Below are 24,602 nucleotides of genomic sequence, written 5' to 3'. Positions count from 1 at the left end.
CGGCGAATCCGCGACCCGGCGCCTGCCAGGCCGCGCGCTTAAGGTCGCGCGTCCGGTTCGAGCTGCAATTGCAGCAAGATGATGGTGTCCTTGACCTTGAGCTTGCGCTTTTTCAGGCGCTGAATCTCGAAGTCGTCGATGCCGGGCTCATCCGACACTTTGTCGATCAACCGATCGAGCCCGCTGTGTTCCGATTCCAGTTGCAGAATCCGATCGCGCAGTGTGTTCGCGTCGATGACATGATGATGATCGCGCATGCTCGCCTCCTCTTGCCAAAGCGGCGCAGGCTGCGAGGTGCAGCCCGGCGCCTGAGGTTGCTGTCCGGCCTGAAACGCGTAACTACTTTTTCTGCTGCTGTTGCTGAAGCTTTTGCTGCTCTTCGAGCTGTTGCTGCTGCTTCAGGTCGTCTTCCTGCTTTTGCTTCGCTTTCTCGGCGGCCTGCTTCTGACGCGCCTCGACGTCGGCTTTGTGCTGCGCGGCCGTGGTCTGCTTGCTCTCGAAGCTCTGCTGCTTCTCGACGCGCTCCTGCGCCTTCTGCGCGCCCTGTGCATGCGCTTCTGCGAGCTTACGCTGGAAATCGGCCTGCTTCGCGTCGTAGGCCGCCTGATTCGCGGCCGTTTGCGACGGCGTCGCGCCGCGCTGCGCCTGATCGATCACATGCTGTTGCTGCTTGGCCTGATACGCCTGCGCATTCGCAGCGCGCTGCGGTGCTTCCGCGTTGCGTTGCGCTTCGTCAATTGCATTCTGGCGCTGCTTGTCCTGATACGACTGTTCATTGCGCGCGTCGGTCGCGGCACGCTGCGGCGCGGCGGCGGCGTCTTGCGCGGCGTTCAGCGCTTCCTGCTCGTCACGCTTGCGGGCGTGTTCGATGCGCTGTTCCTCGTCGAGCGCCAGCTGTTCCTTGCGAATCTGCGCGCGCTCGTCACGCATCTTGTCGCGCGACACGTTGATGCAGTGATTGACGAAGAACTTGCTGTAGCAATCGTGTTCGGCGACGCCGTAGCGATAGTTGTTTTCGTCGGTGCGGCGATCCAGTTCTTTCTGCCGCGCGCCGTAACCGCTGTCTTCCGACGATTGCGCATCCGACGCGGCTGCCGACGTAGCGGCCGACGCCGACAGCGGCGTGGCCGCACCGGCTTGCGCCGACTGCGCCGACTGCGCCGTTTGCGCCGGTTTCGCGGTCTGCGCGAACGCAGGCGCGGACGACACGAGCGCGGTCACAGCAGCCAGCGCGGCAATCCGCGCGAATACGGCCGGCGCGAAAGCCCGGTTGAGCGGCGAGTCGAAACGCGCGCCGCAAGCGACCCTGGCCGTCACGTCGGACACCGCGCCGGAACGCATGAGGGAACGCACGAAGAAACGCACACCCGAAGGCGCATTCGAATCCGTACCTGACAGCGCGATGCGCTGTGCCGTGAGCGCGGCAAGCCGCGAAGCGAGAGAGAAACGGGAGGTCGGCAACGTCGTAGATGGGCAGCGGAACATGCCCGAAATTCTATCACCCCGCGGTTGAGCCCTTTGGCATTTATGGCAAAATGCCCCGCTCAAGCAACCCGGTCGCGGCGGGCGCACGTTCAGGCGCCGCGCCCGCACGGCCCCAGATCGAGTCCGGCAGGAACACCTAGACCTTATGACGGAAACCGTAGCACTCAAGATCGTACAGCGCATCGCCAGCGAACTGTCCGTCCAGCCGCGTCAGGTCGCGGCGGCGGTGCAACTTCTCGACGAAGGCGCGACTGTGCCGTTTATCGCGCGTTACCGCAAGGAAGTGACCGACAACCTCGACGATACGCAATTGCGTAATCTGGAGGAACGCCTGCTCTATCTGCGCGAACTCGAAGATCGCCGCGCGGCGATCATCACGAGCATCGACGAGCAAGGCAAGCTGACCGACGAACTGCGCACCGCAATCGAGACCGCCGACAGCAAGCAGGTGCTGGAAGACCTGTATCTGCCGTACAAGCCGAAGCGCCGCACGCGCGCGCAGATCGCCCGTGAAGCCGGTCTGGAACCGCTCGCGCAAGCGCTGCTGGCCAATCCGCTGCTCGATCCGCAAACCGAGGCCGCTCAATACGTCGACGCCGAAAAGGGCGTGGCCGACGTGAAGGCCGCGCTCGACGGCGCCCGCGATATTCTCTCCGAACAGTTCGGCGAAACCGCCGAAGTGCTCGGCAAGCTGCGCGATTACCTGTTCAACCAGGGCGTGGTGTCGTCGAAGGTCGTGGAAGGCAAGGAAAGCGCCGAAGAAGAAAAATTCCGCGATTACTACGACTACTCGGAAACCATCCGCACGGTGCCGTCGCATCGCGCGCTGGCGCTGTTCCGCGGCCGTAACGCGGGCGTGCTGATGGTCAAGCTCGGTCTCGGCGAGGAACTCGACGCGGTCGTGCCGCATCCGGGCGAAACGCTGATCGCGCGTCACTTCGGCATTACCAACCAGAACCGTCCGGCCGACAAATGGCTGTCCGACGTGTGCCGCTGGTGCTGGCGCGTCAAGGTGCAGCCGCACATCGAAAACGAACTGCTGACGAACCTGCGCGATGAAGCCGAACACGAAGCGATCCGCGTGTTCGCGCGCAATCTGAAAGACCTGCTGCTGGCCGCGCCGGCCGGCCCGAAGGCCGTGATCGGCCTCGATCCGGGCATGCGCACCGGCGTGAAGGTGGCCGTGGTCGATCGAACCGGCAAGGTGCTCGCCACCGACGTGATCTATCCGCACGAACCGCGTCGCGACTGGGACGGCTCGATCGCCAAGCTCGCGCGCCTGTGCGCGCAAACGCAGGCGGAACTGATCAGCATCGGCAACGGCACGGCCTCGCGTGAGACCGACAAGCTCGCGAGCGAACTGATCGCGCGTCACCCGGAATTCAAGCTGCAGAAGATCGTCGTGTCGGAAGCAGGCGCGTCGGTGTATTCGGCGTCGGAACTGGCCGCGAAGGAATTCCCGGACATGGACGTGACGCTGCGCGGCGCGGTGTCGATCGCCCGGCGCCTGCAGGATCCGCTCGCCGAGCTCGTGAAAATCGAGCCGAAAGCGATCGGCGTCGGCCAGTATCAGCACGACGTCAATCAGCGCGAACTGGCCCGCTCGCTCGACGCGGTGGTCGAGGATTGCGTGAACGCGGTCGGCGTCGATGCGAATACGGCGTCGGTTGCGCTGCTCGCGCGCGTGTCCGGCCTGAACGCGACGCTCGCGCGCAATATCGTCGATTTCCGCGACGCGAACGGCCCGTTCCCGTCGCGCGAACATCTGCGTAAAGTGCCGCGTCTCGGCGACAAAACCTTCGAACAGGCGGCCGGCTTCCTGCGCATCAACAACGGCGAGAATCCGCTCGACCGTTCGTCGGTTCACCCGGAAGCGTATCCGCTCGTCGAACGGATGCTCGCGAAGATCAACAAGCATGTCGGTGACGTACTCGGCAATCGTGACGCGCTGAGCGGCCTGTCGCCGGTCGAATTCGTCGACGAACGCTTCGGCTTGCCGACTGTGCGCGACATCCTGTCCGAACTCGAAAAACCGGGCCGCGATCCGCGTCCCGAGTTCAAGACGGCGACCTTCCGCGAAGGCGTCGAGAAGGTGTCGGACCTGACGCCGGGCATGGTGCTCGAAGGCGTCGTGACTAACGTCGCCGCGTTCGGCGCGTTTATCGATATCGGCGTTCACCAGGACGGTCTGGTGCACGTGTCGGCGTTGTCGACGAAGTTCATCAAAGACCCGCACGAAGTCGTGAAGGCCGGCCAGATCGTCAAGGTCAAGGTGCTCGAAGTCGACGTGAAACGTCAGCGTATCGCGCTGACGATGCGCATGGACGATGAAGTCGGGATGTCGTCGGCACCGCGCGGCGGCGGCTCGCAGCAGGACCGCGGCGCGGGTCGCTCGGGCGGCGGCGCACGCGCACCGCAACGCTCGCGTGAGCCGGAACCGGGCGGCGCAATGGCCGCGGCATTCGCGAAGCTCAAACGCTGAGCGATGCCGGATGCATGACCGCGGTCCGCATCGCGCGGACCGCGCCGCGCGCGTTAAAGACCGCGACACCTCAAGCGGTTCGCCATGAAAAAAGCCCACGCAGTGCGTGGGCTTTTTTTCGTCCGGCGGACGCCGTTCAGATCTCGATCTTCGTTCCCAGTTCCACGACCCGGTTGGCCGGAATGCTGAAGAAATCGGTCGGCTTCGCCGCGTTCTGATGCATCCACGCGAACACACGTTCGCGCCACACCGACATGCCCGGCAACTGCGTCGGCACGACCGTCTCGCGCGCGAGGAAGAACGACGTGTCCATCAGTTCGAACGTCATGTCGTGCGTACGACCCACCTCGAGCAGGACCGCCTTCACGTCCGGCGTCTCGTTGAAGCCGTACACGGCCTTGACGAGAAACAGTCCGCCTTCGATATCTTTCACGGTGACACGTTCCGCGTCGTTCACATACGGAATGTCGCGCGTGACGAAGGTCAGGAAAATGGTGCGCTCGTGCAGCACCTTGTTGTGCTTCAGATTGTGCAGCAGGCTCACCGGCACCAGCGAGTCGCTGCCGGTCAGGTAGATCGCCGTGCCCGACACGCGGTGCGGCGGATGCGCGAGCAAACCTTGCAGGAACGGCATCAGCGGAATACCGTCGGCGGCCGTGCGCTCCTTGACGATCATGCGGCCCTTGAACCACGTCATCAGCAGGAAGAACAGCAACGCGCCGATGCCGAGCGGCAGCCAGCCACCCTCCTCGACCTTCAGCAGATTCGCGCCGAAAAAGCCGAGATCGACCGTCATGAACACACCGATGATCAGCGCGACCAGCAGCTTGTTCCAGTTCCACACGTTGACCATCACGACGCACGCGAGCACCGTGGTGATCACCATGGTTGCGGTCACGGCGATACCGTACGCGGCCGCGAGATTTTCCGAGCTCTTGAACGCCAGCACGATGCACAGGATGATGAACAGCAGCATCCAGTTGACGACCGGCACGTAGATCTGGCCGATCGCCAGGTCAGACGTGTGCAGGATCTTCATGCGCGGTACATAGCCGAGTTGAATGGCCTGGCTGGTCAACGAATACGCGCCGGAGATCACGGCCTGCGAAGCGATCACCGTGGCGACCGTCGACAGAATCACGAGCGGCAGCAACGCCCATTCAGGTGCGAGCAGGAAGAACGGGTTTTCGATCGCTTTCGGGTTTTGCATCAGCAGCGCGCCCTGGCCGAAGTAGTTCAGCACCAGCGACGGCATCACGAGCACGTACCACGCCATCCGGATGGGCTTCGCGCCGAAGTGCCCCATGTCCGCGTACAACGCCTCCGCGCCCGTCAGCACCAGCACGACCGAGCCGAGCACCACGTAGGCCTGCAACACGTGCGCGGCCATGAAGCTGTATGCGTAATACGGACTGAGCGCCTTGAGGACCATTGGCGCCTGGACGATGTGCGAAATGCCGAGCACCGCGAGCACGACGAACCACACCAGCATGATCGGCCCGAACAGGCGCCCGACCACCGACGTGCCGTGCCGCTGGATCCAGAACAGCAGCACGAGGATGATCATCGTGAGCGGCATGACGAGATGCGAGAGTTTGGGCGCGGCGATCTGCAGGCCTTCGACCGCGGACATCACGGAGATCGCGGGCGTGATCACCGCGTCGCCGTAGAACATGCATGCGCCGAAGATGCCGAGCATCACCAGCATGCCGGCCATTCTGGTCTTGTGCTCGACCGAGCGCAGCGCCAGCGCCATCAACGCCAGCACGCCGCCTTCGCCGTTGTTGTCCGCGCGCATCACGAACAGCACGTACTTGACGCCCACGACGATCACGATCGCCCAGAACAGCAGCGAGATCACACCGAGGATGGATGCATCGGTCAGCGGGATGCCGTGCGACGGACTGAAGGCTTCCTTGAGCGAATACAACGGGCTCGTGCCGATATCGCCGAACACCACGCCGACCGCGGCAAGCGCGAGCGAGGGCAAGGGCTGTTTGTGCACGTGATGGTTATCTGTCATAAACGCGTGGAATCCATTCCTGTGCGGAAAAAAACGAGCGCTATTCTAAACGCGGCGTTGATACTGCCCGCCGGGCATGTTGCGGATACACCACGTGTGTAGCCCGCGCAGTTTAGCACTGCGTCGACAGCGCGTCTGCGGCTTGGATGACCGTTTTCGCGCCGTGCAATAACGACAAAAAGACATAAAAAAAACGGAGTCCAAAGGACTCCGTTTTCAAGACTGGACGCATTCCGACGCGAGTCGGTATGGATCACTTTGCTGCTTCGTCCTGCGCCATGCCGCGCTTGATCCACGCGCCGAGGTTATGCGGACGAACCGTGTCCCATTCCTCGAACGGTTGGTGGATCCACGGATTGGTGGGCAGATACTGCACGTGATAGTCGGGCTTCACCTTCGAGCAGCCCTTGTACCAGAGCACCGCCGAACGCACCGCCGTGATGGCCGGATAGCGCTCTTTCAGGTGCTGCTGAACGCGTGCGAGCGTCACGCCCGAATCCACCAGATCGTCGACCAGCAGCACGTTGCCGTGCAACTCGCCGCGCGTCATCGTGATGTATTGCGCGATGTCGAGGTCGCCCTGCTCCGTGCCCGCCGCTTCGCGATACGAACTCGTCGCGAGAATGGCCAGCGGGAGATCGTAAATGCGCGACAGCTGATCGCCGACGCGCAGACCGCCGCGTGCGAGGCACAGGATCTGGTCGAACTTCCAGCCCGACTCGTGGACGGACAGCGCCAGCAGTTCGATCAAACGATGATATTCATCCCAACCGACCCACAGGTTTTTCTCGTCGTTGCGCGGGTCTTTCATCGCAATCATGGGTACACCCTGCGTCATGAGTTAAACCTTGAACGGATGGCGAAGAAGAATGGTTTCGTCACGATCCGGACCGGTCGACACCATGTCGATCGGAATGCCCGCGACGTCCTGCACACGGCTCAGATACGCGCGCGCATTGGCCGGCAGCTTGTCCCATTCCTTGATGCCTACCGTGCTTTCCTTCCAGCCCGGGAACGTCTCGTAGACCGGCACGCAACGCGCCACTTCCGTCGAGCCGCGCGGCAGCAGGTCGGCGGCCTGACCGTCGATCGTGTAGCCGGTGCACAGCTTCACTTCGTCGAGACCGTCGAGCACGTCGAGCTTGGTCATGCACAGACCCGACACGCCGTTGATCTGGATCGAGCGACGCAGCGCTGCCACGTCGAGCCAGCCGGTGCGGCGCGGACGGCCGGTGACCGAGCCGAATTCCTTGCCGACCGTAGCCAGTTCCAGGCCGATCGCTTCCTGACGCTGCGGATTGTCCGCGTCGTACAGTTCGCTCGGGAACGGGCCCGAACCGACGCGCGTGCAATACGCCTTCGTGATGCCGAGGATGTAGTTCAGCTTTTGCGGACCGACGCCCGCGCCTGCCGACGCTGCACCCGCCACGCAGTTGCTCGACGTAACGAACGGGTATGTGCCGTGATCGATGTCGAGCAGCGTGCCTTGCGCGCCTTCGAACAGCAGATTGCGGCCGGCTTCGTTTTCGTCGTACAGACGACGCGAAACGTCGGTCACCATCGGCTTCAGACGGTCGGCGTAGCTCAGCATCGTGTCGAGCGTCTGCTGGAAGTCGACGGCCGGCGCGTTCAGATACTGCGTCAGCACGAAGTTGTGATAGTCGAGGTTTTCACGCAGACGATCGGCGAAGGCGGCGGCGTCGAACAGATCCTGCACGCGCAGACCGCGGCGAGCGACCTTGTCTTCATACGCCGGGCCGATGCCGCGACCCGTCGTACCGATCTTGCTCGCGCCGCGGCGTGCTTCGCGCGCCTGGTCGATCGCGACGTGGTACGGGAGGATCAGCGTGGTGGCTTCGGAAATGAACAGGCGGTTCTGGACATCGACGCCTGCGGCTTCGAGTTCGCCGATTTCCTTGAACAGCGCTTCCGGCGACAACACGACGCCATTGCCGATGTAGCACGCGACGCCCGGGTGCATGATGCCCGACGGGATCAGACGCAAAATGGTTTTCTTGCCGCCGATGATAAGCGTGTGGCCGGCATTGTGACCGCCCTGGAAGCGAACGACGCCGTGAGCGTGGTCCGTCAGCCAGTCGACGATCTTGCCCTTGCCTTCATCACCCCATTGGGTTCCCACGACGACGACGTTGCGCCCGGGGTTCACATTCACTGCGCTGGCAGACATGTTGTTTCGTAAGCTGGTTAAAAACGTATTCTACCTATGTTCGCGAAACGATCCGAACTTTTCCGTTTCCGCTCAACGGTATAAACGCTAAATTAAGATAAAAAGACACTGCGCGACGGGCTCGCCGCGCATTGTCCGGTGCAGAAAAATTGTGTTCCGACTGTGAGCCGAATGCTATCCAGGCCTTATCTGGATGACGCCGGACGCTTACGCGCGAACCTCGACGACCCACGCGCCGTCGCGTTCGACCAGCACGCGATCGCACGCGAACTCGTCGAGCGCATGATCGTGACCCGGCAGCGCCTGAATCACGACTTCGCCCGCGTTACGGAGCGCCGCGACGCTCGCGCGCAATGCATCGTCGTGTTGCCACGGCGCGAGAATCGCGCTGCTGCGCGCTTCGACCGGCGAAATACGCGCCACTTCGCGCAGATCCAGCGAGAAACCGGTTGCCGCGCGTGCGCGGCCGTACACCTGGCCGACGTGATCGTAACGGCCGCCTTGCGCAACCGCGTTCGGCACGCCATCGACATAAGCCGCGAACATCACGCCGCTGTGATACGCATAGCCGCGCAGATCGGCCAGATCGATCATCACTTCGGCGCCATCGACCTGCGACGCGAGGAACGACAGATCGTCCAGCGCACGTGCGATCTCCGGCGTATTGGGCAAGCTCGCGCGCGCGAGGTCGAGCACGGACGCGTCGCCGTAAAGGGTCGGCAGTGCGCGCAACGCGTCGCGCGTCACCGGCGTCAGATTGGCCGTGAGTTCGGCCAGACGCGGCACGTCCTTGCCTGCCAGCGCGTTGTACAGCGATTCGCCCAGCGCAGCCGCCGCCGGCTCGCCGTCGATCAGCGCCTTCAGCACGCCCGCGTGGCACAGATCCAGACGCACTTTGGTCAGACCCGCGAGACGCAACGCGTCGAGCATCAATTGCTGAATTTCGAGGTCGGCTTCGAGGCCGGCGTGACCGTAGATTTCGGCGCCGATCTGAATCTGCTCGCGCGTGGCGTGCAGGCCGCGCGGACGCGTATGCAGCACGTTGCCCGCGTAGCACAGGCGCGTCACGCCCTGACGGTTCAGCAGATGCGCGTCGATCCGCGCGACCTGCGGCGTCATGTCGGCGCGCAGGCCGAGCGTGCGGCCCGACAACTGGTCGACGAGCTTGAACGTTCGCAGATTGAGATCGTGACCGCCGCCGGTCAGCAGCGACTCCAGGTACTCGAGCAGCGGCGGCATGACCATTTCATAGCCGTAGGCGCGGAAACGGTCCAGCAGCCGACGCCGCAATACTTCGATCTTGCGGGCTTCCGACGGCAATACGTCGGCAATATTCTCGGGAAGTAACCAGGTCGACATCGATACAGTCCTACGACGTTGAACCCGGCGCGTCAACGCGAAACGCGCCGGTAAAAAGAGTGAAAGGCTTCGAGGGAACGCCGCACGCGCATTCAGCTGCGCGACCCGCTGGCGGGTTCCGGCGGCGACTTCCGCGTGCGGCTGACTTCATGCGAGGCCACGCCGGAATCGAGGGCGTGCCGCGTTCGGCGCCGCCCCGCGCCCGTCGCGCACTTGTGGTGCGCTCAGGTCGCCAGCATCAGCAGGATCAGTCCGAGTGCCATCACGATCAGACCGCCGATGCGGATCTGATTCGGCGACCGCTCTGCCATTTTACGAAACGTATCCTGCCAGGCAGCGGGAAAAACGAAGGGGAACATCCCTTCGATGATCAGCATCAGGGCGATCGCGAGCAACAACGAACCGGCTATGTCCATGCGGGTAACTGTGCCGCGATGCGTATGCCGCGGCGTCTCCGATTATCAGTGTTTGCGCGGCGCGGCCGCGGCCTCCGGCGCTGCGCCGCCGGTCGGGCTGCGCATGAAGCGGAAGAAATCGCTGCTCGAATCGACCACGATCACGTCGCCCGGTTTGAAGCTGGCCCGGTACGCCTGCATGCTTTGATAGAACTGGTAAAACTGCGGGTCGCTGCCGAACGCATCGGCGGCGATCGACGCAGCCTTGCCGTCTCCTTCGCCCTTGATCGTCTGCGCTTGCAGATAGGCTTCGGCGAGCATCGTCTGCTGCTTGTTGGTCGCGTCCGCGCGAATCTGGGCGGCTTCGGCCGCGCCCTTTTCGCGCTCCTGGTTCGCGACCTGTTCGCGCGCGGCGATCATCCGCTTGTAGACGGAATCGGCCATCGCCGCCGGGAAGTCGACGCGCGTCAACTGCATGTCGATCACCTCGACACCCAGCGACGCCGCCGGCTTCGCCATCTCGGCGCGCGCCTGAGCCGCTACATCCTGTTGCTTCGCGAGCACGTCGGACAGCGAGTACTTCGAGAACGCATCGCCGAGCGCACCGCGCGACAACAGCGCGAGACGGTCGGGCAAGCTCTGCGCGTCGCCACGCGTTTCGGCGAACAGCTTGAGCGGATCCGTCACCCGATACTTGATGACCGGATTGACCAGCAGATCGGCTTTGTCGGCGGTGACGTAACGGTCTTCGTCCGGTGCGTCGACGCTCTGGATGCGGTTATCGACCAGCATCACCGACTGCAACGGCGGCGGCAACTTCACGTGCACGCCGGGGCCGAGCAAGGTCGGCGCATCGCCGCCACGCGCGGACAACACGGCCATATGACGTTGATCGACGACGAACACCATCGACGACGCGACGAACAGCACGATCACGATCGCAACAACGAGCGCAATGATTCGATTCATGATTTGCGCTCCTTATTGCACGTCGTCTTCGCGGCCGCGGCTGCGAAACGATTCGCGCGATCGCAGCGGGTCGCCGGCGGATGCCGCCTGGCTGGCCGGCGCTGCCGCGCTCGCCGCGGCGGCCGGAGCCGTTGCGGGGCTGTTGGCATTGGCCGGCGCAGCAGCCGGAGCATTCGCCGCGTTGCCAGCATTGGCCGCGGCCGTCGCGTTAGCGGGCGCATTCGCTGCCTGCGCGGCAGACGCTGCGCTCGCGGCATCGGCATTGCGCTGGCGGGTCAGGTCGACCAGTTTGTCGAGTGGCAGATACAGCACGTTATTGCCGCTCTTGCTGTCGACAAATACCTTCGTCGTATTCGAATAGATCTGTTGCATGGTGTCCAGGTACATGCGCTGACGGACCACCGCCGGCGCCTTCGAATACTGCGCGTACACCTGCTTGTAGCGCTCGGCATCGGCTTGTGCCTGAGCGACGACCTTGTCGCTGTAAGTCTTCGCGTCGTCGATCATTCGCGTCGATTCGGCTTCGGTGCGCGGCAGCAGATCGTTCGCAAAATTCTGCGCGTCGGTCTTCGCACGATCGTTTTCCTGGCGAACCTTGCCGGCTTCGTCGAACGCGGCCTGCACTTGCGCCGGCGCCTGCACGCCCTGAATCGTCACACCGGTGACGGACAGACCGGTCTTGTAAGTATCGAGCGATTGCTGGATCGAATCGACCAGCTGCTGACGGATTGCTTCGCGATCCTGATAGAGGATGTCGTCTGTGCTACGCGAACCGACCAGCGTACGCACGGCCGCTTGCGCCGCCTGCGTCACGCTCAGATCGGGATCGACGCTGCGGAACAGAAAATCCGTCGGCTTCGAAATCTGGTATTGCACGGAAAAGCGCATATCGACGATATCGCCGTCGTGCGTGAGCATGGACGCGTCTTTCACGTTGGCCATGCGCACGACGTTATTGCGACCAATCTCCACCGAACGCACCTGGCCGATATTGACGAACTCGTGGTTTTCGAACGGATACGGCAGACGCCAGTGCACGCCTTGCGCGGCCGTATAGCGGTACTGACCGAACTGCATCACGACCGCCGCCTGACCTTCCTGGACGACGAACACGCCGCTGCCGACATAGATGGCGATCAGCACGCCGATCACGATGCCCACGCCGATGCGCGCGCCGCGACCGTTATCCGGACGACCGGCACCGCCGCCGCCCTTACGACCGAAGACGCGGCTCAGCTTGCGATTGAATTCACGCCACATTTCGTCGAGGTCGGGCGGACCTTCGCCGTCCTTGCCGTTTTGCGGCTTCTTGGGTTCGACCGGACGTTGTCGCTCGCCGTTGCCGTCACCCCGGCCCCAGCGCGGATCGTTCATCGAAAGAATGGCGCGCAGACGCAACCAGTTACTCCGCTCGTTGTAATCGTTCACCTGTGTTCGTTCACCAGAGTAGACAGCGGGTCAATGCAATTGGAACGGGTCTGTGCCCGGATCTGTGTGGTCGTCGCCAGAGGCGTTGGACCGGTCATCTTCCGGCAAGACGCGCGGCGCGTCGGAAAGAGAGTCGGCCGTAGCGATTTCGGCGATGGCAGCGCGCAATGTATCGAGCCCCTGCCCCGTGCGCGCGCTCAAAAAGACGCGCGAAATATTACCATATTCATCCCGCTCGACCGCGTCGCCGCGGGCCGCCAACTCCGGCACCGCGTCGATCTTGTTGAACACGAGAACCTGCCGGATGGTGTCTGCGCCGATCTCGCGCAGCACCTCGTTCACCTGGTCGATCTGGTCGAGACGCACGGCGCTCGACGCATCCACCACGTGCAACAGCAGGTCGGCGTGAATCGTTTCTTCCAGCGTGGCGCGAAACGCGGCGACCAACTGGTGAGGCAATTCGCGAATGAAACCAACCGTGTCCGACACCACGACCTGCCCGGCTTCATCGCCGAGATACACGCGCCGCGAGGTGGTGTCGAGCGTAGCGAACAACTGGTCCGCCGCATAGGCCTGCGCCTTCGTCAGCGCGTTGAACAGCGTGGACTTGCCCGCGTTCGTATAGCCGACCAGCGAGACCGACAGCGTGCGGTTACGCTGACGCGCCCGACGTTGCGTGCCGTGCTGACGCCGCAGCTTTTCCAGACGCGTCTTGAGTGCCTTGATGCGTTCCCCGATCAAACGACGGTCGGTTTCGAGCTGGGTTTCACCCGGGCCACGCAAACCGATACCGCCTTTCTGACGTTCGAGGTGAGTCCATGCGCGGATCAGCCGCGTGGACAGATATTGAAGTTGTGCGAGTTCGACCTGCAGCTTGCCTTCGTGGCTGCGTGCGCGTTGCGCAAAGATGTCGAGGATCAGGCTCGTCCGGTCGATCACGCGTCTGTTAAGCGCGCGCTCCAGATTGCGCTGCTGGGCGGGCGCAAGAGCATGATTGAAAATGACGAGCTCGATGTCGTTCGCTTCGCACGCGAGGCGCAGCTCTTCGGCTTTGCCGCTACCGACGAACATTGCTGCGTCGGGACTGGAACGGCGGCCGGTGAGCGTAACGGCAGGATGGGCACCCGCGCTTTGCGCGAGCAGGCTGAGTTCTTCGAGACTGGCTTCGAAATCGATCTTACCGAAGTCGATGCCGACAAGCGCTGCGTTGATCAAATTGGAGGGTATCAAAAATGAAGCGGCCGGGAGTGGATCGCCAACGGGCGACGCTGCGCCGGCCGCGACAAGGGGTTAGGGCTGTTCAGAATCCGGGTGGAAATTCACCGGACGGGCAGGCACGACGGTCGAGATTGCATGCTTGTACACCATCTGGGTAACCGTATTCCGGAGCAACACGACGTACTGGTCGAACGATTCAATGTTCCCTTGAAGCTTGATGCCGTTGACCAGGTAGATCGAGACCGGCACATGCTCTTTGCGCAGTGCGTTCAAAAACGGGTCTTGTAACAATTGCCCTTTGTTGCTCATAGCTAACTCCGTATTTTTTTGCAGGTTGACTAAATTGTCGGCGAAGAAAAAGAAATCCGCCGTCAATCGCTACACTATAGCCGATTTTTCTTTTCGCGCGCGGGGCCTGGCCATCCGGCCAAACCCAATGCACACGCGGGTTTCAGCCTTTGTCCGCGTAAGGGTTCGTCGATGATCTGAACTCTATGCGCAATGGAGTCCCGGTCAACGAGAAAGTTTCTCGGAAGCGGTTTTCGAGGTAGCGTTTGTAAGTATCGGTGATCGCGTCGAGGGCATTTCCGTGAATCACGATCAGCGGCGGATTCTGTCCCCCCTGGTGCGCATAGCGCAGTTTCGGACGCACCGGACCGCGTCGGCGCGGCTGCTGGAATTCGACCGCGTCGATCAGCGCGCGAGTCAGTTTAGGTGTCGGAAGCTTCGCCATCGCAGCGGCATACGCGTCGTCGACCGAGCGCATCAACGCGCCGATACCGGTCTTTTCCAGCGCCGAAACAAAGTGGAATTTCGCGAAGTCGAGGAATTTTAGCTTGCGCTCGAGATCGCCTTTGGTGCGGTCACGCACATGAGGGTCGAGGCCGTCCCACTTGTTCACGCCCACCACCAGCGCACGTCCCTGCTCCACCACGAAGCCCGCGATATGCGCGTCCTGTTCGGAGATATCCTGACGTGCGTCGAGCAGAAGAATCACGACGTTCGCATCGGAAATGGACTGTAACGTCTTCACGACCGAAAACTTTTCGATCGCCTCGAACACCTTGCCGCGACGACGCAAACCCGCCGTGTCGATCAGCGTGTAGTTCTTGCCCTGACGTTCGAAATCGACGTAGATCGAGTCGCGCGTGGTGCCCGGCATGTCGAACGCGATCACGCGGTCTTCGCCGACCAGCGTGTTGATCAACGTCGACTTGCCGACGTTCGGACGGCCGACGATCGCGATCTTGATGCCGCGCGGTTCCTTCTCCTCGTCGCTCTCTTCCGGCTGACCCGCGTAGGCCACGCCGAGCGCCTCGTTGATCATTTCCGTGACGCCGTCGCCGTGCGCCGCGGAAATCGCGCGCGGGTCGCCGAGACCGAGTTCGTAGAAGTCGTTCGCGACCGCGCTGTACTTCATCCCCTCGGCCTTGTTGACCACGAGGAAGATCGGGCGGCCGGTCTTGCGCAGATAGTCGGCGATCGCCTTGTCTTGCGGCGCGAGACCGTTGCGGCCATCGACGATAAACACGACGACGTCCGATTCCTCGACGGCCTGACGCGTCTGCAGCGCCATCGCGTGAAGGATGCCGTCTTTCGCGACCGGCTCGAAACCGCCGGTATCGACGACCAGATACGGACGCTCGCCCGTTCGGCCTTCACCGTAGTGGCGGTCGCGTGTGAGACCCGGCAAATCGGCGACGAGCGCATCGCGCGAACGCGTGAGCCGGTTGAACAGCGTGGATTTCCCCACATTGGGGCGCCCGACGAGGGCAATAACGGGTTTCATCTGATGTTGTTCACAGTGAAACGCGGCGTCGGAATCGACCGCCCGCGTTGCGACGCCATACGGCCGTCGCAGGTGCGACGGCTCGCGATTGACGAAAATTATCACGAATTCGACCGGCCCCGGACGCGCGTCAGGTATGCACGTCCAGCCGGACGCTGGATTGGCTGTATGGGCGGACGTCATGCCGCCGGAGTTGCACGCGATCGGATCGGAGCCGGTAGCCGCGACTCAATCCAGTCCGGGCCGGGCGAGCGGAACGTGTCCGCTGCCGGGCCGGGCGCCGGGCGGCGAGATAAGCCTGACCCGGAGTCAACCGCCGGCCCAGCCGCGCCGGCAGTGAATATTCAATTCTTTGCTTCCACAAACACATGCGGCCGGCAAAGCCGGCCTGCACGTTACGCGGTATCAGCGCGTGTCTTGCTTAACGCGGACGGAAACCGTAGATGTCGCCGTCGTGCGTTTGTACGACCAGTGTCTCACCCGCGATGACCGGTGCGGCGGTGATCGGGCTGCCGTCGGTCTTCATGCGGGCGACGAGTGTGCCGTCGTCGCGCGACAGGAAGTGCACGTAGCCCTGATAGTCACCGAACACAGCGGCGTGACCGAGCAACATCGGCACGCTGACTTCACGATTCTTCAGCTTGTCGTTGCGCCACAGCTGGTTGCCGTTGGTTGCGTCGTACGCCGACACCACCGACCAGTCGTCGCCCGCTACGACCGTGCGATCGTCCTGCGCGAGACCGCTGGTGCTCGAGAATGCCTTTTCCCACACGGCACGGCCCGAGTTCGCATCGAAACAGCCCAACTGGCCCTGGAACGTCACCGCGCAGGTCTGCGCACCCACGAGGGTCGGCGGGCCCGTCACGTCGTTGATACGCTCGACTTCGGTCACGCCCTTCGGATACGACACCGGCGTTTCCCAGAAGGTGTCACCGGTTTGCAGATTGATTGCCGCGAACGAGCCGCCCGGGAAACCGGCCAGCACGGCCGCGTCGCCCGCGAAGGTCATGCCCGACGACACACGCAGGTTCAACGGCACCGCGCGATTGCGATAGACCCACTTCTGCTCGCCGGTTTGCGCGTTGAATGCGGTGATCTGACCGTCGATGGTACGCACGATCACGAAGCCATTGCCGACCAGCGGCGGCGAAATGATTTCGCCCGGCGCCGTGGCCTTCCACAACAGCTTGCCGTCGTTGCCCAGCACGAAGACTTCGCCCTTCAGCGCGCCGACCGCGGTCAATGTGCCATCGCTGCCGAGCGCCGGCGGACAGATCGCTGCCCACCTTGATACGCCACACATCTTTACCCGTCGACGCGTCGATCTTCGCGACCGAACCGTTCGCTCCTGCGGCATACACGAAGTCGCCCACGGCGACCGGCGAGAACAGATAGCGACCGGCCTTACCTACGCTGGTCTTCCACGTCTGCTGCACGTCGAGCACAGGTTTGAACTCAGTGAGCGGCGTCGGCACGCGGCGATCGTCTTTCGTGGATGAGCAAGCCGCCAGACCCAGCACGGTCATCGCACAGGCAACGGGCACAACGTAACGTTTCAGCAGATTCATCGGTGGACGAAGCATTTAGGAAGATTAATCGAATGGAACTGGTTGATCGTTTCGAAGAACGATCAACCGCCCAGCGCGTCGAGCTTGAACTGGATCAATTGACGCGCGGATGTGTCGTTTTTCGACAGCGAGTCGAGTGCGAGCTTGTAGGCGGTACGCGCATCGTCGCGCTTGCCTTGTGCCGCGAGCAGGTCGCCGCGACCATCCGCGACAACGCCCTTGAACGCGTCGGACTGCGGGTCGGACAGCAACGCGAGACCTTGATCGTAGGCTTTTTCGTCGAGCAGCAACGAAGCGAGACGCAGCTTGGCGACCTGTTTGAACTCGTCGTCTTTCGCGTGATCGATGGCCCATTGCAACTGCGCTTTCGCGCCCGCTTCGTCGCCGGTCGTGTACAACGCCTTCGCGGCGGTCAGCGCGGTCATTTGCGCGTAAGCCGTGCCGCTGAACTTGTCTTCCATGTCGGCTGCGACGCGGCTGACCTTGGCTTTGTCGCCAGCGCTCACGGCTTGCTGAACCTGGTCATACAGCACAGCGGCTTCCGCTGCCTGACGACGTTGCCAGAAATTCCAGCCGTTCCAGCCCGCTGCAGCGACGAGCGCCACCAGCACGATCCACGTGGTCGCATTGCCCCACTGCGTCCACCATGCTTTCAGACCTTCAATCGATTCTTGTTCGTCGTGGTAACTCATCGCCCAGCGATTCCTTCTTCTTTGAGACTCAAGGTGTGTCGGGCCACTGACGTGTCGGGCCCGACGACATCGCGATCAGTCGTCGCTGTCATCGCCGTCGTCGGCGGATGCAACCATCGCATTGATTAGAAATTCGGTCAAGTCTTCGGCCGGCACGTTTTGTTGCTCACTTTTACCGCCGTTAGCCGCAATATTGCGAAGCGGTTTGACGCCGACCGTACCATTCGCGATTTCGTCTTCGCCGAGCACGACCGCAAACGCGGCGCCGCTTGCATCGGCGCGCTTCATCTGCGATTTGAAGCTGGCCGATTGACCGTCGGCGCTGCAATGCAGGATCACGTCGAGACCCGTATCACGCAGACGTTCGGCGATGATGAACGCCTGCTCGCGCGCCACGTCGCCCTGATGGACGACGTACACGTCGCAGCCCTCGTCCTCAGGAACGAGGTTTTCTTCTTTCAACAGTTCGAGAATGCGCTCGACGCCCATTGCCCAACCGCACGCTGCCGTCGGCTTGCCGCCGAGTTGCTCGATCAGCGGATCGTAACGGCCGCCTGCCGCCACCGTACCTTGTGCGCCGAGCTTGTCGGTAATCCACTCGAACACGGTCAGATTGTAATAATCCAGACCGCGCACCAGACGTGGATTGATCTTGAACGGGATGTTGTTCGACTTCAGGATGCGTTGCAGCCCCTCGAAGTGCGCGCGCGATTCCTCACCGAGGAAGTCGATCAGCTTCGGCGCATTTTGTGCAATTTCCTGCAACGCCGGGTTCTTCGTATCGAGCACGCGCAACGGGTTCGTGTACAGACGACGCTTGGCTTCTTCGTCCATCGCGTCCTGATGCTGTTCCAGATACGCGATCAGTTCGACGCGATGCGCCGCGCGTTCTTCCGCGAGGCCGAGCGAATTGATTTCGAGCTTGATGCCGGTCAGGCCGAGGTCGTCCCACAGGCGCTGACACATCATGATGATTTCAGCGTCGGTATCCGGACCGGCGAAACCGAGCGCCTCGACACCGACCTGATGGAACTGGCGATAGCGGCCGCGTTGCGGACGCTCGTGACGGAACATCGGACCGACGTACCACAACCGCTTCGGGCCGTCGTACAGCATGTTGTGCTCGATCGCTGCGCGCACCACGGCGGCGGTATTTTCCGGACGCATCGTCAGGTTTTCGCCGTTCAGTGCGTCGGTGAAGCTATACATTTCCTTCTCGACGATGTCGGTCACTTCGCCGATACCGCGCGTGAACAACTGCGTATGCTCGACGATCGGCGTGCGGATATTCTGGTATCCGTACGAACGGAGCATCGACTTGACGGTGGTTTCGAAGAACTCCCACAACCCGGCTTCCTGCGGCAGGATGTCGTTCATGCCCTTCACGCCGGACAACTTCTCGAGCTTTTTCTTCTGCTCAGTTTTCTGTTCAGTCATCTGTGTTCGATCTGCAGTTCTTAGTTGAGCACGGCCGCGCGGCCATAACGGCGCTCGACGTAATCGCTCACGATTTGCTGGAATTCTTCCGCGATATGCTCGCCGCGCAGCGTCTTGACCTTCTCGCCGTCGATAAACACCGGTGCGGCCGGATTTTCGCCCGAACCCGGCAAGCTGATGCCGATGTTCGCCTGCTTCGACTCGCCCGGACCGTTGACGATGCAGCCCATCACCGCGACGTGCATCTTCTCGACGCCAGGAAACTGATCGCGCCAAACCGGCATCTGCGTCCGCAGATACGTCTGGATTTGCGACGCGAGTTCCTGGAACAGCGTGCTGGTGGTCCGACCGCAACCCGGACACGCGATGACCATCGGCGTGAACGAACGCAGGCCCATGGTTTGCAGGATTTCCTGGCCGACGATGACTTCGCCGGTACGCGATGCGCCCGGTTCCGGCGTCAGCGAAATGCGGATCGTGTCGCCGATACCTTGCTGCAACAGCACCGACAGCGCTGCCGTCGATGCGACGATGCCCTTCGAGCCCATGCCGGCTTCGGTCAAGCCGAGATGCAACGCGAAGTCGCAACGACGCGAGAGTTCGCGATACACCGCGATCAGATCCTGCACGCCGCTGACCTTGCACGACAGAATGATCTGGTTACGCGACAGGCCGAGTTCGACCGCGCGTTCCGCCGAGCCGATCGCCGACTGGATCAACGCTTCGTACATCACGCTTTGCGCGTCCCACGGCTTGGAACGTGCCGCGTTTTCGTCCATCATGCGCGCGAGCAGATCCTGGTCGAGACTGCCCCAGTTCACACCGATCCGAACCGGCTTGTCGTACTTCGCAGCCGCTTCGATCATTTGCGCAAACTGGGTGTCGCGCTTCGCGCCCTGGCCGACGTTGCCGGGATTGATCCGGTACTTCGACAACGATTCCGCGCACGCGGGATAGTCGCGCAGCAACAGGTGGCCGTTGTAATGGAAGTCGCCGATCAACGGCACCGACACACCCATCCGGTCGAGCTGTTCACGCACGGCCGGCACGGCTGCTGCCGCTTCCGGCGTGTTCACGGTGATGCGCACCAGTTCCGAACCGGCTTGCGCCAGTTCCTTGATCTGGATCGCGGTGCCGATCGCGTCGGCCGTGTCGGTGTTCGTCATCGACTGCACGCGCACCGGCGCGTCACCGCCGATTGTTACCAGATTGCCGCCCCAACGAACGTCGACGGCATGCGACACACGACGTGCTGCCTGGCCGCCGAACACCGGTTCGGTCGAAACGATTTGACTATTGGATTGCACTTGATCGGAATGCATCAAAAAACCCACTTACGCCGCAGGCGCCGCGCACGAATGCACAGCGCCTGAATTGAAAAGGCGTCGCAGCCCGGTTGGGCGCGACGCGTACCCGTCATGGCAGCGCAAAGCGCGCCACGTTACCTTTTGCAGACGAATATTTCGACGGATCGACCGGCTGGCCGTCGAGCGTGACCGAATCGAGGCCGGCTCTGTTGCCAACCGTTACCTTGAAAGGACCCTCGCCGCTTACTTCTTTCGCATCTCCGGAATGCACGATGCCGGAGAACAATTCTTTACCGTCCTTCTGACGGACGCTGAGCCAGCTGTCTTCTGTCACGCGAACCGCGACAATCGAACTTCCGCCGCTGGATGTCGCCGTGTTTGCCAATGCCGCCGCCGCGACCGCAGCACTCGAAGCGGCTGCCGGCGCGCTCGCCAGCACAGCGGGCTTCGGAGCCACGACCGGCGCAGCCGGTGCGGACGCAGCCGTGGTCGGCGAAACAGCCGGCGCGCCGGGTTGTGCGCCGACCATCGGCAACGGCGCAGGCATCGGTGCAGCCGACGACGACGCCGAGCTCGACGTGCCCGCCGCAGCCTGCTCATCCGGCGTGGCCGAAGCCGCTTCCGTGCCCGCCGCGTCGGAACCTGCGCCGTCTGCGCCCGCCACTGCGCCGGATGCGCCACCCGCGCTGCCCGTCGCACCGTTGGCGCTCGCTTTCAGACGCGCCAGCCAGGCCGACGAATCACCGCCATTGGTGTGCCACATGCCCAACGCAATCACCGCGACGATCACCGCCGCGACGCCCCACAACCACGAGCGATGTTTCTGGCCGCCGCCACCGAGCGACAACGACACGCGCCCGCGCGGCAAATCCCGTCCGGACGACGCCGGCATCGACAGATCCGGTTCCGGCACGCCTTTTTCACGGCGCAGCGCCTGGGTGAACGGCATCGGATCCGCGCCGAGCATCTTTGCATAACTGCGCACGACGCCGAGCGCGAAGGTCGTGTCGGGCAAATGGCTGATGTCACCGGATTCGAGTGCGCGCAACTTCGTCGACGAGACCTTGAGTCGGGCCGACACGTCATCCACCGACCAGCCTTTCGCTTCGCGCAACTGCGTCAGCCGCGCGCCCACTGCCGCCAGCGAGTCAAAGCTGGATGGCGCGACGGGCGGAACGGTAGCACGCGTGGCTGCCGGATCCGGACGGCCTGCGTTCGTCTCTGTGTCGTGCGGTTGCGGGTGCTGCGGCTCACTCATCCCAAATCCTCGCGTCGATTCTTTTTCGCTGGTCATACCGTCGGGGGCAGCATGCCCCGATTCGGTTTCGCAGACCGTTTATAACAAAATGCGCGGCCTCTTGTGCCGCTTCCGATCGCTTCTGCAAACTTTCTTTTCAACACCTGTGACGATGCAGGATTTTACGCGGCCTCGACGACAGCACGCTCCCCGCCCGCAAACGCCACAGTTATACGGCGCGAATATCGATTACTTTGCCCGCGCGGCCGGTACGCTCGGCGAGGCGCGTGCGGTCTTTGACCGCACCGGCCAGCTGGCCACACGCCGCGTCGATGTCGTCGCCGCGGGTCTTGCGCACCGTCGTCACGACGCCGGCGTCCATCAGCACCTGCGCGAACCGCTTGATCTGCTCGTTCTTCGAGCGGAGCAGACCGGATTCCGGGAACGGATTGAAGGGAATCAGATTGAATTTACACGGGACGTCGCGCGTGACGGCCAGCAGTTCGCGGGCTTGCGCTTCGCTGTCGTTGACGCCGTCGAGCATGCAATATTCGAAGGTAATGAAGTCGCGCGGCGCCACTTTCAAATAGCGCTGGCAAGCTGCCATCAACTCGCGCAACGGATACTTCTTGTTCAGCGGCACCAGCATGTCGCGCAGCGGATCGCTTGGCGCGTGCAGCGACACCGCCAACGCCACCGGCAGATCGGCGCCGAGCCGGTCCATCATGGGCACCACGCCCGACGTGGAAAGCGTCACGCGACGGCGCGACAGCCCATACGCGTTGTCGTCGAGCATCAGGCGCATAGCCGGCACGACAGCGTCGTAATTGAGCAGCGGCTCGCCCATGCCCATCATCACGACGTTCGTGACGACCCGCTCGCCCTTACCCTCACCGCCGACCGCACGACCGCCTTCCGGCCCGCGCGTGGCGCGCAACGCGAACTCGGCCATGCGCAACTGGCCGATGATTTCCGCGGTAGTGAGGTTGCGGGAGAATCCCTGCTTGCCGGTCGAACAGAAACGGCAGTTCACCGCGCACCCGGCCTGCGACGACACGCACAGCGTGCCACGCGTTTCTTCCGGGATGTAGACGGTCTCGACTGCGTTACCGTTGCCGACGTCGATCAGCCACTTGCGTGTGCCGTCGGTCGAAATATGGTCGCTGGCGATGGCGGGCATGTCGATCGTTGCGCGGCCTTTCAGCTTTTCGCGCAGCGATTTCGCCAGGTCCGTCATGCCATCGAAGTCTGCAGCGTTGTACTGGTGAATCCAGCGCTGCAATTGCTTGGCGCGAAACGGCTTTTCGCCGAGGCTGCCGCAATAGGCGACAAGTCCTTGAGCGTCGAGATCGAGAAGGTTGACGGTGGAGCTGCTCGTCATATCGAATCCTGCCATCTGGTTGCGAGACTGCGTTCATGCGTTGATACAACAAGCTGCATGAACGCGTGGACCGTTCGCGCCCTTTCCTGCTGTTGTAACCATCTACCCGGTAGAGCCGGGCCGAAGATTAACGCGAGTAGACGTTGACTTCCGGGAAGAAGAACGCGATTTCGACTGCTGCGGTTTCCGCTGCGTCGGAGCCGTGAACGGCGTTGGCGTCGATGCTGTCTGCGAAGTCAGCGCGGATCGTGCCCTTGTCTGCCTTCTTCGGATCCGTTGCGCCCATCAGGTCACGGTGCTTCAGGATCGCGCCTTCGCCTTCCAGCGCGGTGATTTGCACCGGGCCGGAGATCATGAATTCGACCAGATCCTTGAAGAACGGGCGTGCTGCGTGAACAGCATAGAACTTCTCTGCATCAGCGCGCGACAATTGAACCATGCGCGATGCAACGATCTTCAGACCTGCGTTTTCGAAACGGCTGTAGATCTGACCAATGACATTCTTGGCCACTGCGTCCGGCTTGATAATCGACAGGGTGCGTTCGATCGCCATAAAAACTCCAGAAAATTAAGAGGTTACAGATTTAAATGAATCCGCTATTGTAGCATGTTCCGATGTATGATTGCGATGGAACCCTTACAGAACTGAAAGGTCAAATCTTTTGTCTCGAAATGCACAAGACAGCGTGCGCGAAGCCGTTGAAACTCCGTAGTGCGAGACTTATCTTAGATACGTAGGACCGTGTAGCCGGCGGGCGAAATGCTCCGTCGGTAACTTGATAAAACACGGCGAGTCATCCGAACCACTGCGCAACACTGCGTCTGACGCAAGGAGAAACCATGAATCAGTACCCGTACAACTTCGGTCGCGGCGGCACGGTCACCACGGCCGAAACGCGCAACCGCGTGCTCCGCAACACCTACTGGCTACTCGCGCTGTCCATGATTCCGACGGTGCTCGGCGCGTGGATCGGCGTGACGACCGGGTTCTCGCTGTTCGCGGCCACCAGCCCGGCCATGAGCATGCTGGCGTTTTTCGCGATCGCGTTCGGTTTCATGTTCGCCATCCAGAAGACGAAAGACAGCTCGGTCGGCGTGTTCGTGCTGCTGGGCTTCACGTTCTTCATGGGCCTGATGCTGTCGCGACTGCTGAGCTTCATCCTCGGCTTTTCGAACGGCCCGTCGCTGATCATGCTCGCCTTCGGTGGCACCGGCATTATCTTCGCCGCCATGGCAACCGTTGCCACGGTCAGCAAGCGTGACTTTTCCGGCCTCGGCAAGTGGTTGTTCGTCGGTGTGATCGTGCTGCTGCTGGCCATGGTCGCGAACATGTTCCTGCACCTGCCGGCGTTGATGCTGACGGTGTCGGTGCTGGCCATCGTGATCTTCTCCGCGTACATCCTCTTCGACGTGCAGCGCGTCGTGAACGGCGGCGAAACGAATTACATCACCGCCACGCTCGCGATCTACCTGGATCTGTACAACGTGTTCGTGAATCTGCTGTCGCTGCTTGGCATTTTCGGCGGCAACCGGAATTAATCGGCGCGTCGGGCCGCGACGGAAACGTCCGGCCCGGTCACACACGCTGAGCTGCATTAAACAAAAAGCCCATGACGATCACTCGTCATGGGCTTTTTCTATGGT

The 24,602-nt window shown here is 62.3% G+C and carries 20 protein-coding genes and 1 pseudogene; 2 read left to right on the top strand and 19 right to left on the bottom strand.

The annotated features are described in order from the left end of the window. Positions 1-38: 38 nt before the first annotated feature. Both PW947_RS26590 and PW947_RS26585 read right to left on the bottom strand, forming a co-directional pair. Positions 39-257 carry a DUF465 domain-containing protein gene (locus PW947_RS26590; protein WP_299635359.1) on the bottom strand — a complete coding sequence of 73 codons (219 nt, stop codon included), beginning with the start codon at positions 255-257 and terminating at the stop codon, positions 39-41. 82 nt (positions 258-339) lie between these two features. Further along, entirely contained in the window at positions 340-1,353 is a 1,014-nt protein-coding gene (locus tag PW947_RS26585) for a hypothetical protein (protein WP_299635358.1), read from the bottom strand. A 277-nt stretch (positions 1,354-1,630) separates the two neighbouring features. On the opposite strand from PW947_RS26585, the gene PW947_RS26580 reads away from it, so the two are divergent. Next, complete coding sequence (locus PW947_RS26580; protein ID WP_299635357.1) at positions 1,631-3,967, top strand: Tex family protein; 2,337 nt, start codon at positions 1,631-1,633, stop codon at positions 3,965-3,967. A 136-nt stretch (positions 3,968-4,103) separates the two neighbouring features. Here PW947_RS26580 and PW947_RS26575 read toward each other — a convergent pair whose 3' ends face one another. From PW947_RS26575 to ndk, 17 genes and pseudogenes are all read right to left on the bottom strand, one after another. Further along, the gene (locus PW947_RS26575; RefSeq protein ID WP_299635356.1) at positions 4,104-5,990 is read right to left on the bottom strand and encodes a potassium transporter Kup; all 1,887 of its coding nucleotides are present in this window, start codon (positions 5,988-5,990) and stop codon (positions 4,104-4,106) included. Between the two features lie 253 nt (positions 5,991-6,243). Next, positions 6,244-6,828, bottom strand: a complete 585-nt coding sequence (locus PW947_RS26570; protein ID WP_299635355.1) for a phosphoribosyltransferase — start codon at positions 6,826-6,828, stop codon at positions 6,244-6,246. Between the two features lie 3 nt (positions 6,829-6,831). After that, a complete protein-coding gene (locus tag PW947_RS26565; protein WP_299635354.1) occupies positions 6,832-8,178 on the bottom strand; it encodes an adenylosuccinate synthase in 1,347 nt (448 codons plus the stop codon). 207 nt (positions 8,179-8,385) lie between these two features. Next, on the bottom strand, positions 8,386-9,537 hold the full coding sequence (locus PW947_RS26560; protein WP_299635352.1) for an ATP phosphoribosyltransferase regulatory subunit: 1,152 nt from the start codon (positions 9,535-9,537) through the stop codon (positions 8,386-8,388). 224 nt (positions 9,538-9,761) lie between these two features. Next, positions 9,762-9,953, bottom strand: a complete 192-nt coding sequence (locus PW947_RS26555; RefSeq protein ID WP_299635351.1) for a DUF2065 domain-containing protein — start codon at positions 9,951-9,953, stop codon at positions 9,762-9,764. A gap of 45 nt (positions 9,954-9,998) precedes the next feature. Next, positions 9,999-10,901, bottom strand: a complete 903-nt coding sequence (locus PW947_RS26550) for a protease modulator HflC (protein WP_299635350.1) — start codon at positions 10,899-10,901, stop codon at positions 9,999-10,001. A gap of 12 nt (positions 10,902-10,913) precedes the next feature. Then, entirely contained in the window at positions 10,914-12,329 is a 1,416-nt protein-coding gene (gene hflK, locus PW947_RS26545) for an FtsH protease activity modulator HflK (RefSeq protein WP_299635349.1), read from the bottom strand. Positions 12,330-12,359: 30 nt separating this feature from the next. Next, positions 12,360-13,559: a GTPase HflX gene (gene hflX, locus PW947_RS26540; protein ID WP_299635348.1), complete on the bottom strand. Its 1,200-nt coding sequence runs from the start codon at positions 13,557-13,559 to the stop codon at positions 12,360-12,362. 60 nt (positions 13,560-13,619) lie between these two features. After that, positions 13,620-13,856: an RNA chaperone Hfq gene (hfq, locus tag PW947_RS26535; RefSeq protein WP_153075043.1), complete on the bottom strand. Its 237-nt coding sequence runs from the start codon at positions 13,854-13,856 to the stop codon at positions 13,620-13,622. Positions 13,857-13,998: 142 nt separating this feature from the next. After that, positions 13,999-15,336: a ribosome biogenesis GTPase Der gene (der, locus tag PW947_RS26530; RefSeq protein WP_299635347.1), complete on the bottom strand. Its 1,338-nt coding sequence runs from the start codon at positions 15,334-15,336 to the stop codon at positions 13,999-14,001. Between the two features lie 421 nt (positions 15,337-15,757). Further along, positions 15,758-16,904: pseudogene (gene bamB / locus PW947_RS26525) on the bottom strand (outer membrane protein assembly factor BamB). 62 nt (positions 16,905-16,966) lie between these two features. Then, positions 16,967-17,596, bottom strand: coding sequence for a tetratricopeptide repeat protein (locus PW947_RS26520; RefSeq protein WP_299635346.1), 630 nt, complete (start codon positions 17,594-17,596; stop codon positions 16,967-16,969). 75 nt (positions 17,597-17,671) lie between these two features. Next, complete coding sequence (gene hisS, locus PW947_RS26515; RefSeq protein WP_299635345.1) at positions 17,672-19,033, bottom strand: histidine--tRNA ligase; 1,362 nt, start codon at positions 19,031-19,033, stop codon at positions 17,672-17,674. 20 nt (positions 19,034-19,053) lie between these two features. Further along, positions 19,054-20,367, bottom strand: coding sequence for a flavodoxin-dependent (E)-4-hydroxy-3-methylbut-2-enyl-diphosphate synthase (gene ispG, locus PW947_RS26510; protein ID WP_299635344.1), 1,314 nt, complete (start codon positions 20,365-20,367; stop codon positions 19,054-19,056). An 82-nt stretch (positions 20,368-20,449) separates the two neighbouring features. Continuing rightward, entirely contained in the window at positions 20,450-21,598 is a 1,149-nt protein-coding gene (locus PW947_RS26505) for a helix-turn-helix domain-containing protein (RefSeq protein ID WP_299635343.1), read from the bottom strand. A gap of 208 nt (positions 21,599-21,806) precedes the next feature. Continuing rightward, a complete protein-coding gene (gene rlmN / locus PW947_RS26500) occupies positions 21,807-22,958 on the bottom strand; it encodes a 23S rRNA (adenine(2503)-C(2))-methyltransferase RlmN (protein WP_299635342.1) in 1,152 nt (383 codons plus the stop codon). A 127-nt stretch (positions 22,959-23,085) separates the two neighbouring features. Continuing rightward, the gene (gene ndk / locus PW947_RS26495) at positions 23,086-23,511 is read right to left on the bottom strand and encodes a nucleoside-diphosphate kinase (RefSeq protein ID WP_299635341.1); all 426 of its coding nucleotides are present in this window, start codon (positions 23,509-23,511) and stop codon (positions 23,086-23,088) included. Positions 23,512-23,798: 287 nt separating this feature from the next. Here ndk and PW947_RS26490 point away from each other — a divergent pair, with 287 nt between their 5' ends. Further along, the gene (locus tag PW947_RS26490) at positions 23,799-24,497 is read left to right on the top strand and encodes a Bax inhibitor-1/YccA family protein (protein ID WP_299635340.1); all 699 of its coding nucleotides are present in this window, start codon (positions 23,799-23,801) and stop codon (positions 24,495-24,497) included. The last annotated feature ends 105 nt before the right edge of the window (positions 24,498-24,602 follow it).

Origin of the sequence: Paraburkholderia sp. (genome assembly GCF_028283785.1) — a bacterium.
Lineage (GTDB): Bacteria > Pseudomonadota > Gammaproteobacteria > Burkholderiales > Burkholderiaceae > Paraburkholderia.
Note: the sequence above shows the minus strand (reverse complement) of the source record. Positions and strands in the feature narration are given on the sequence as shown.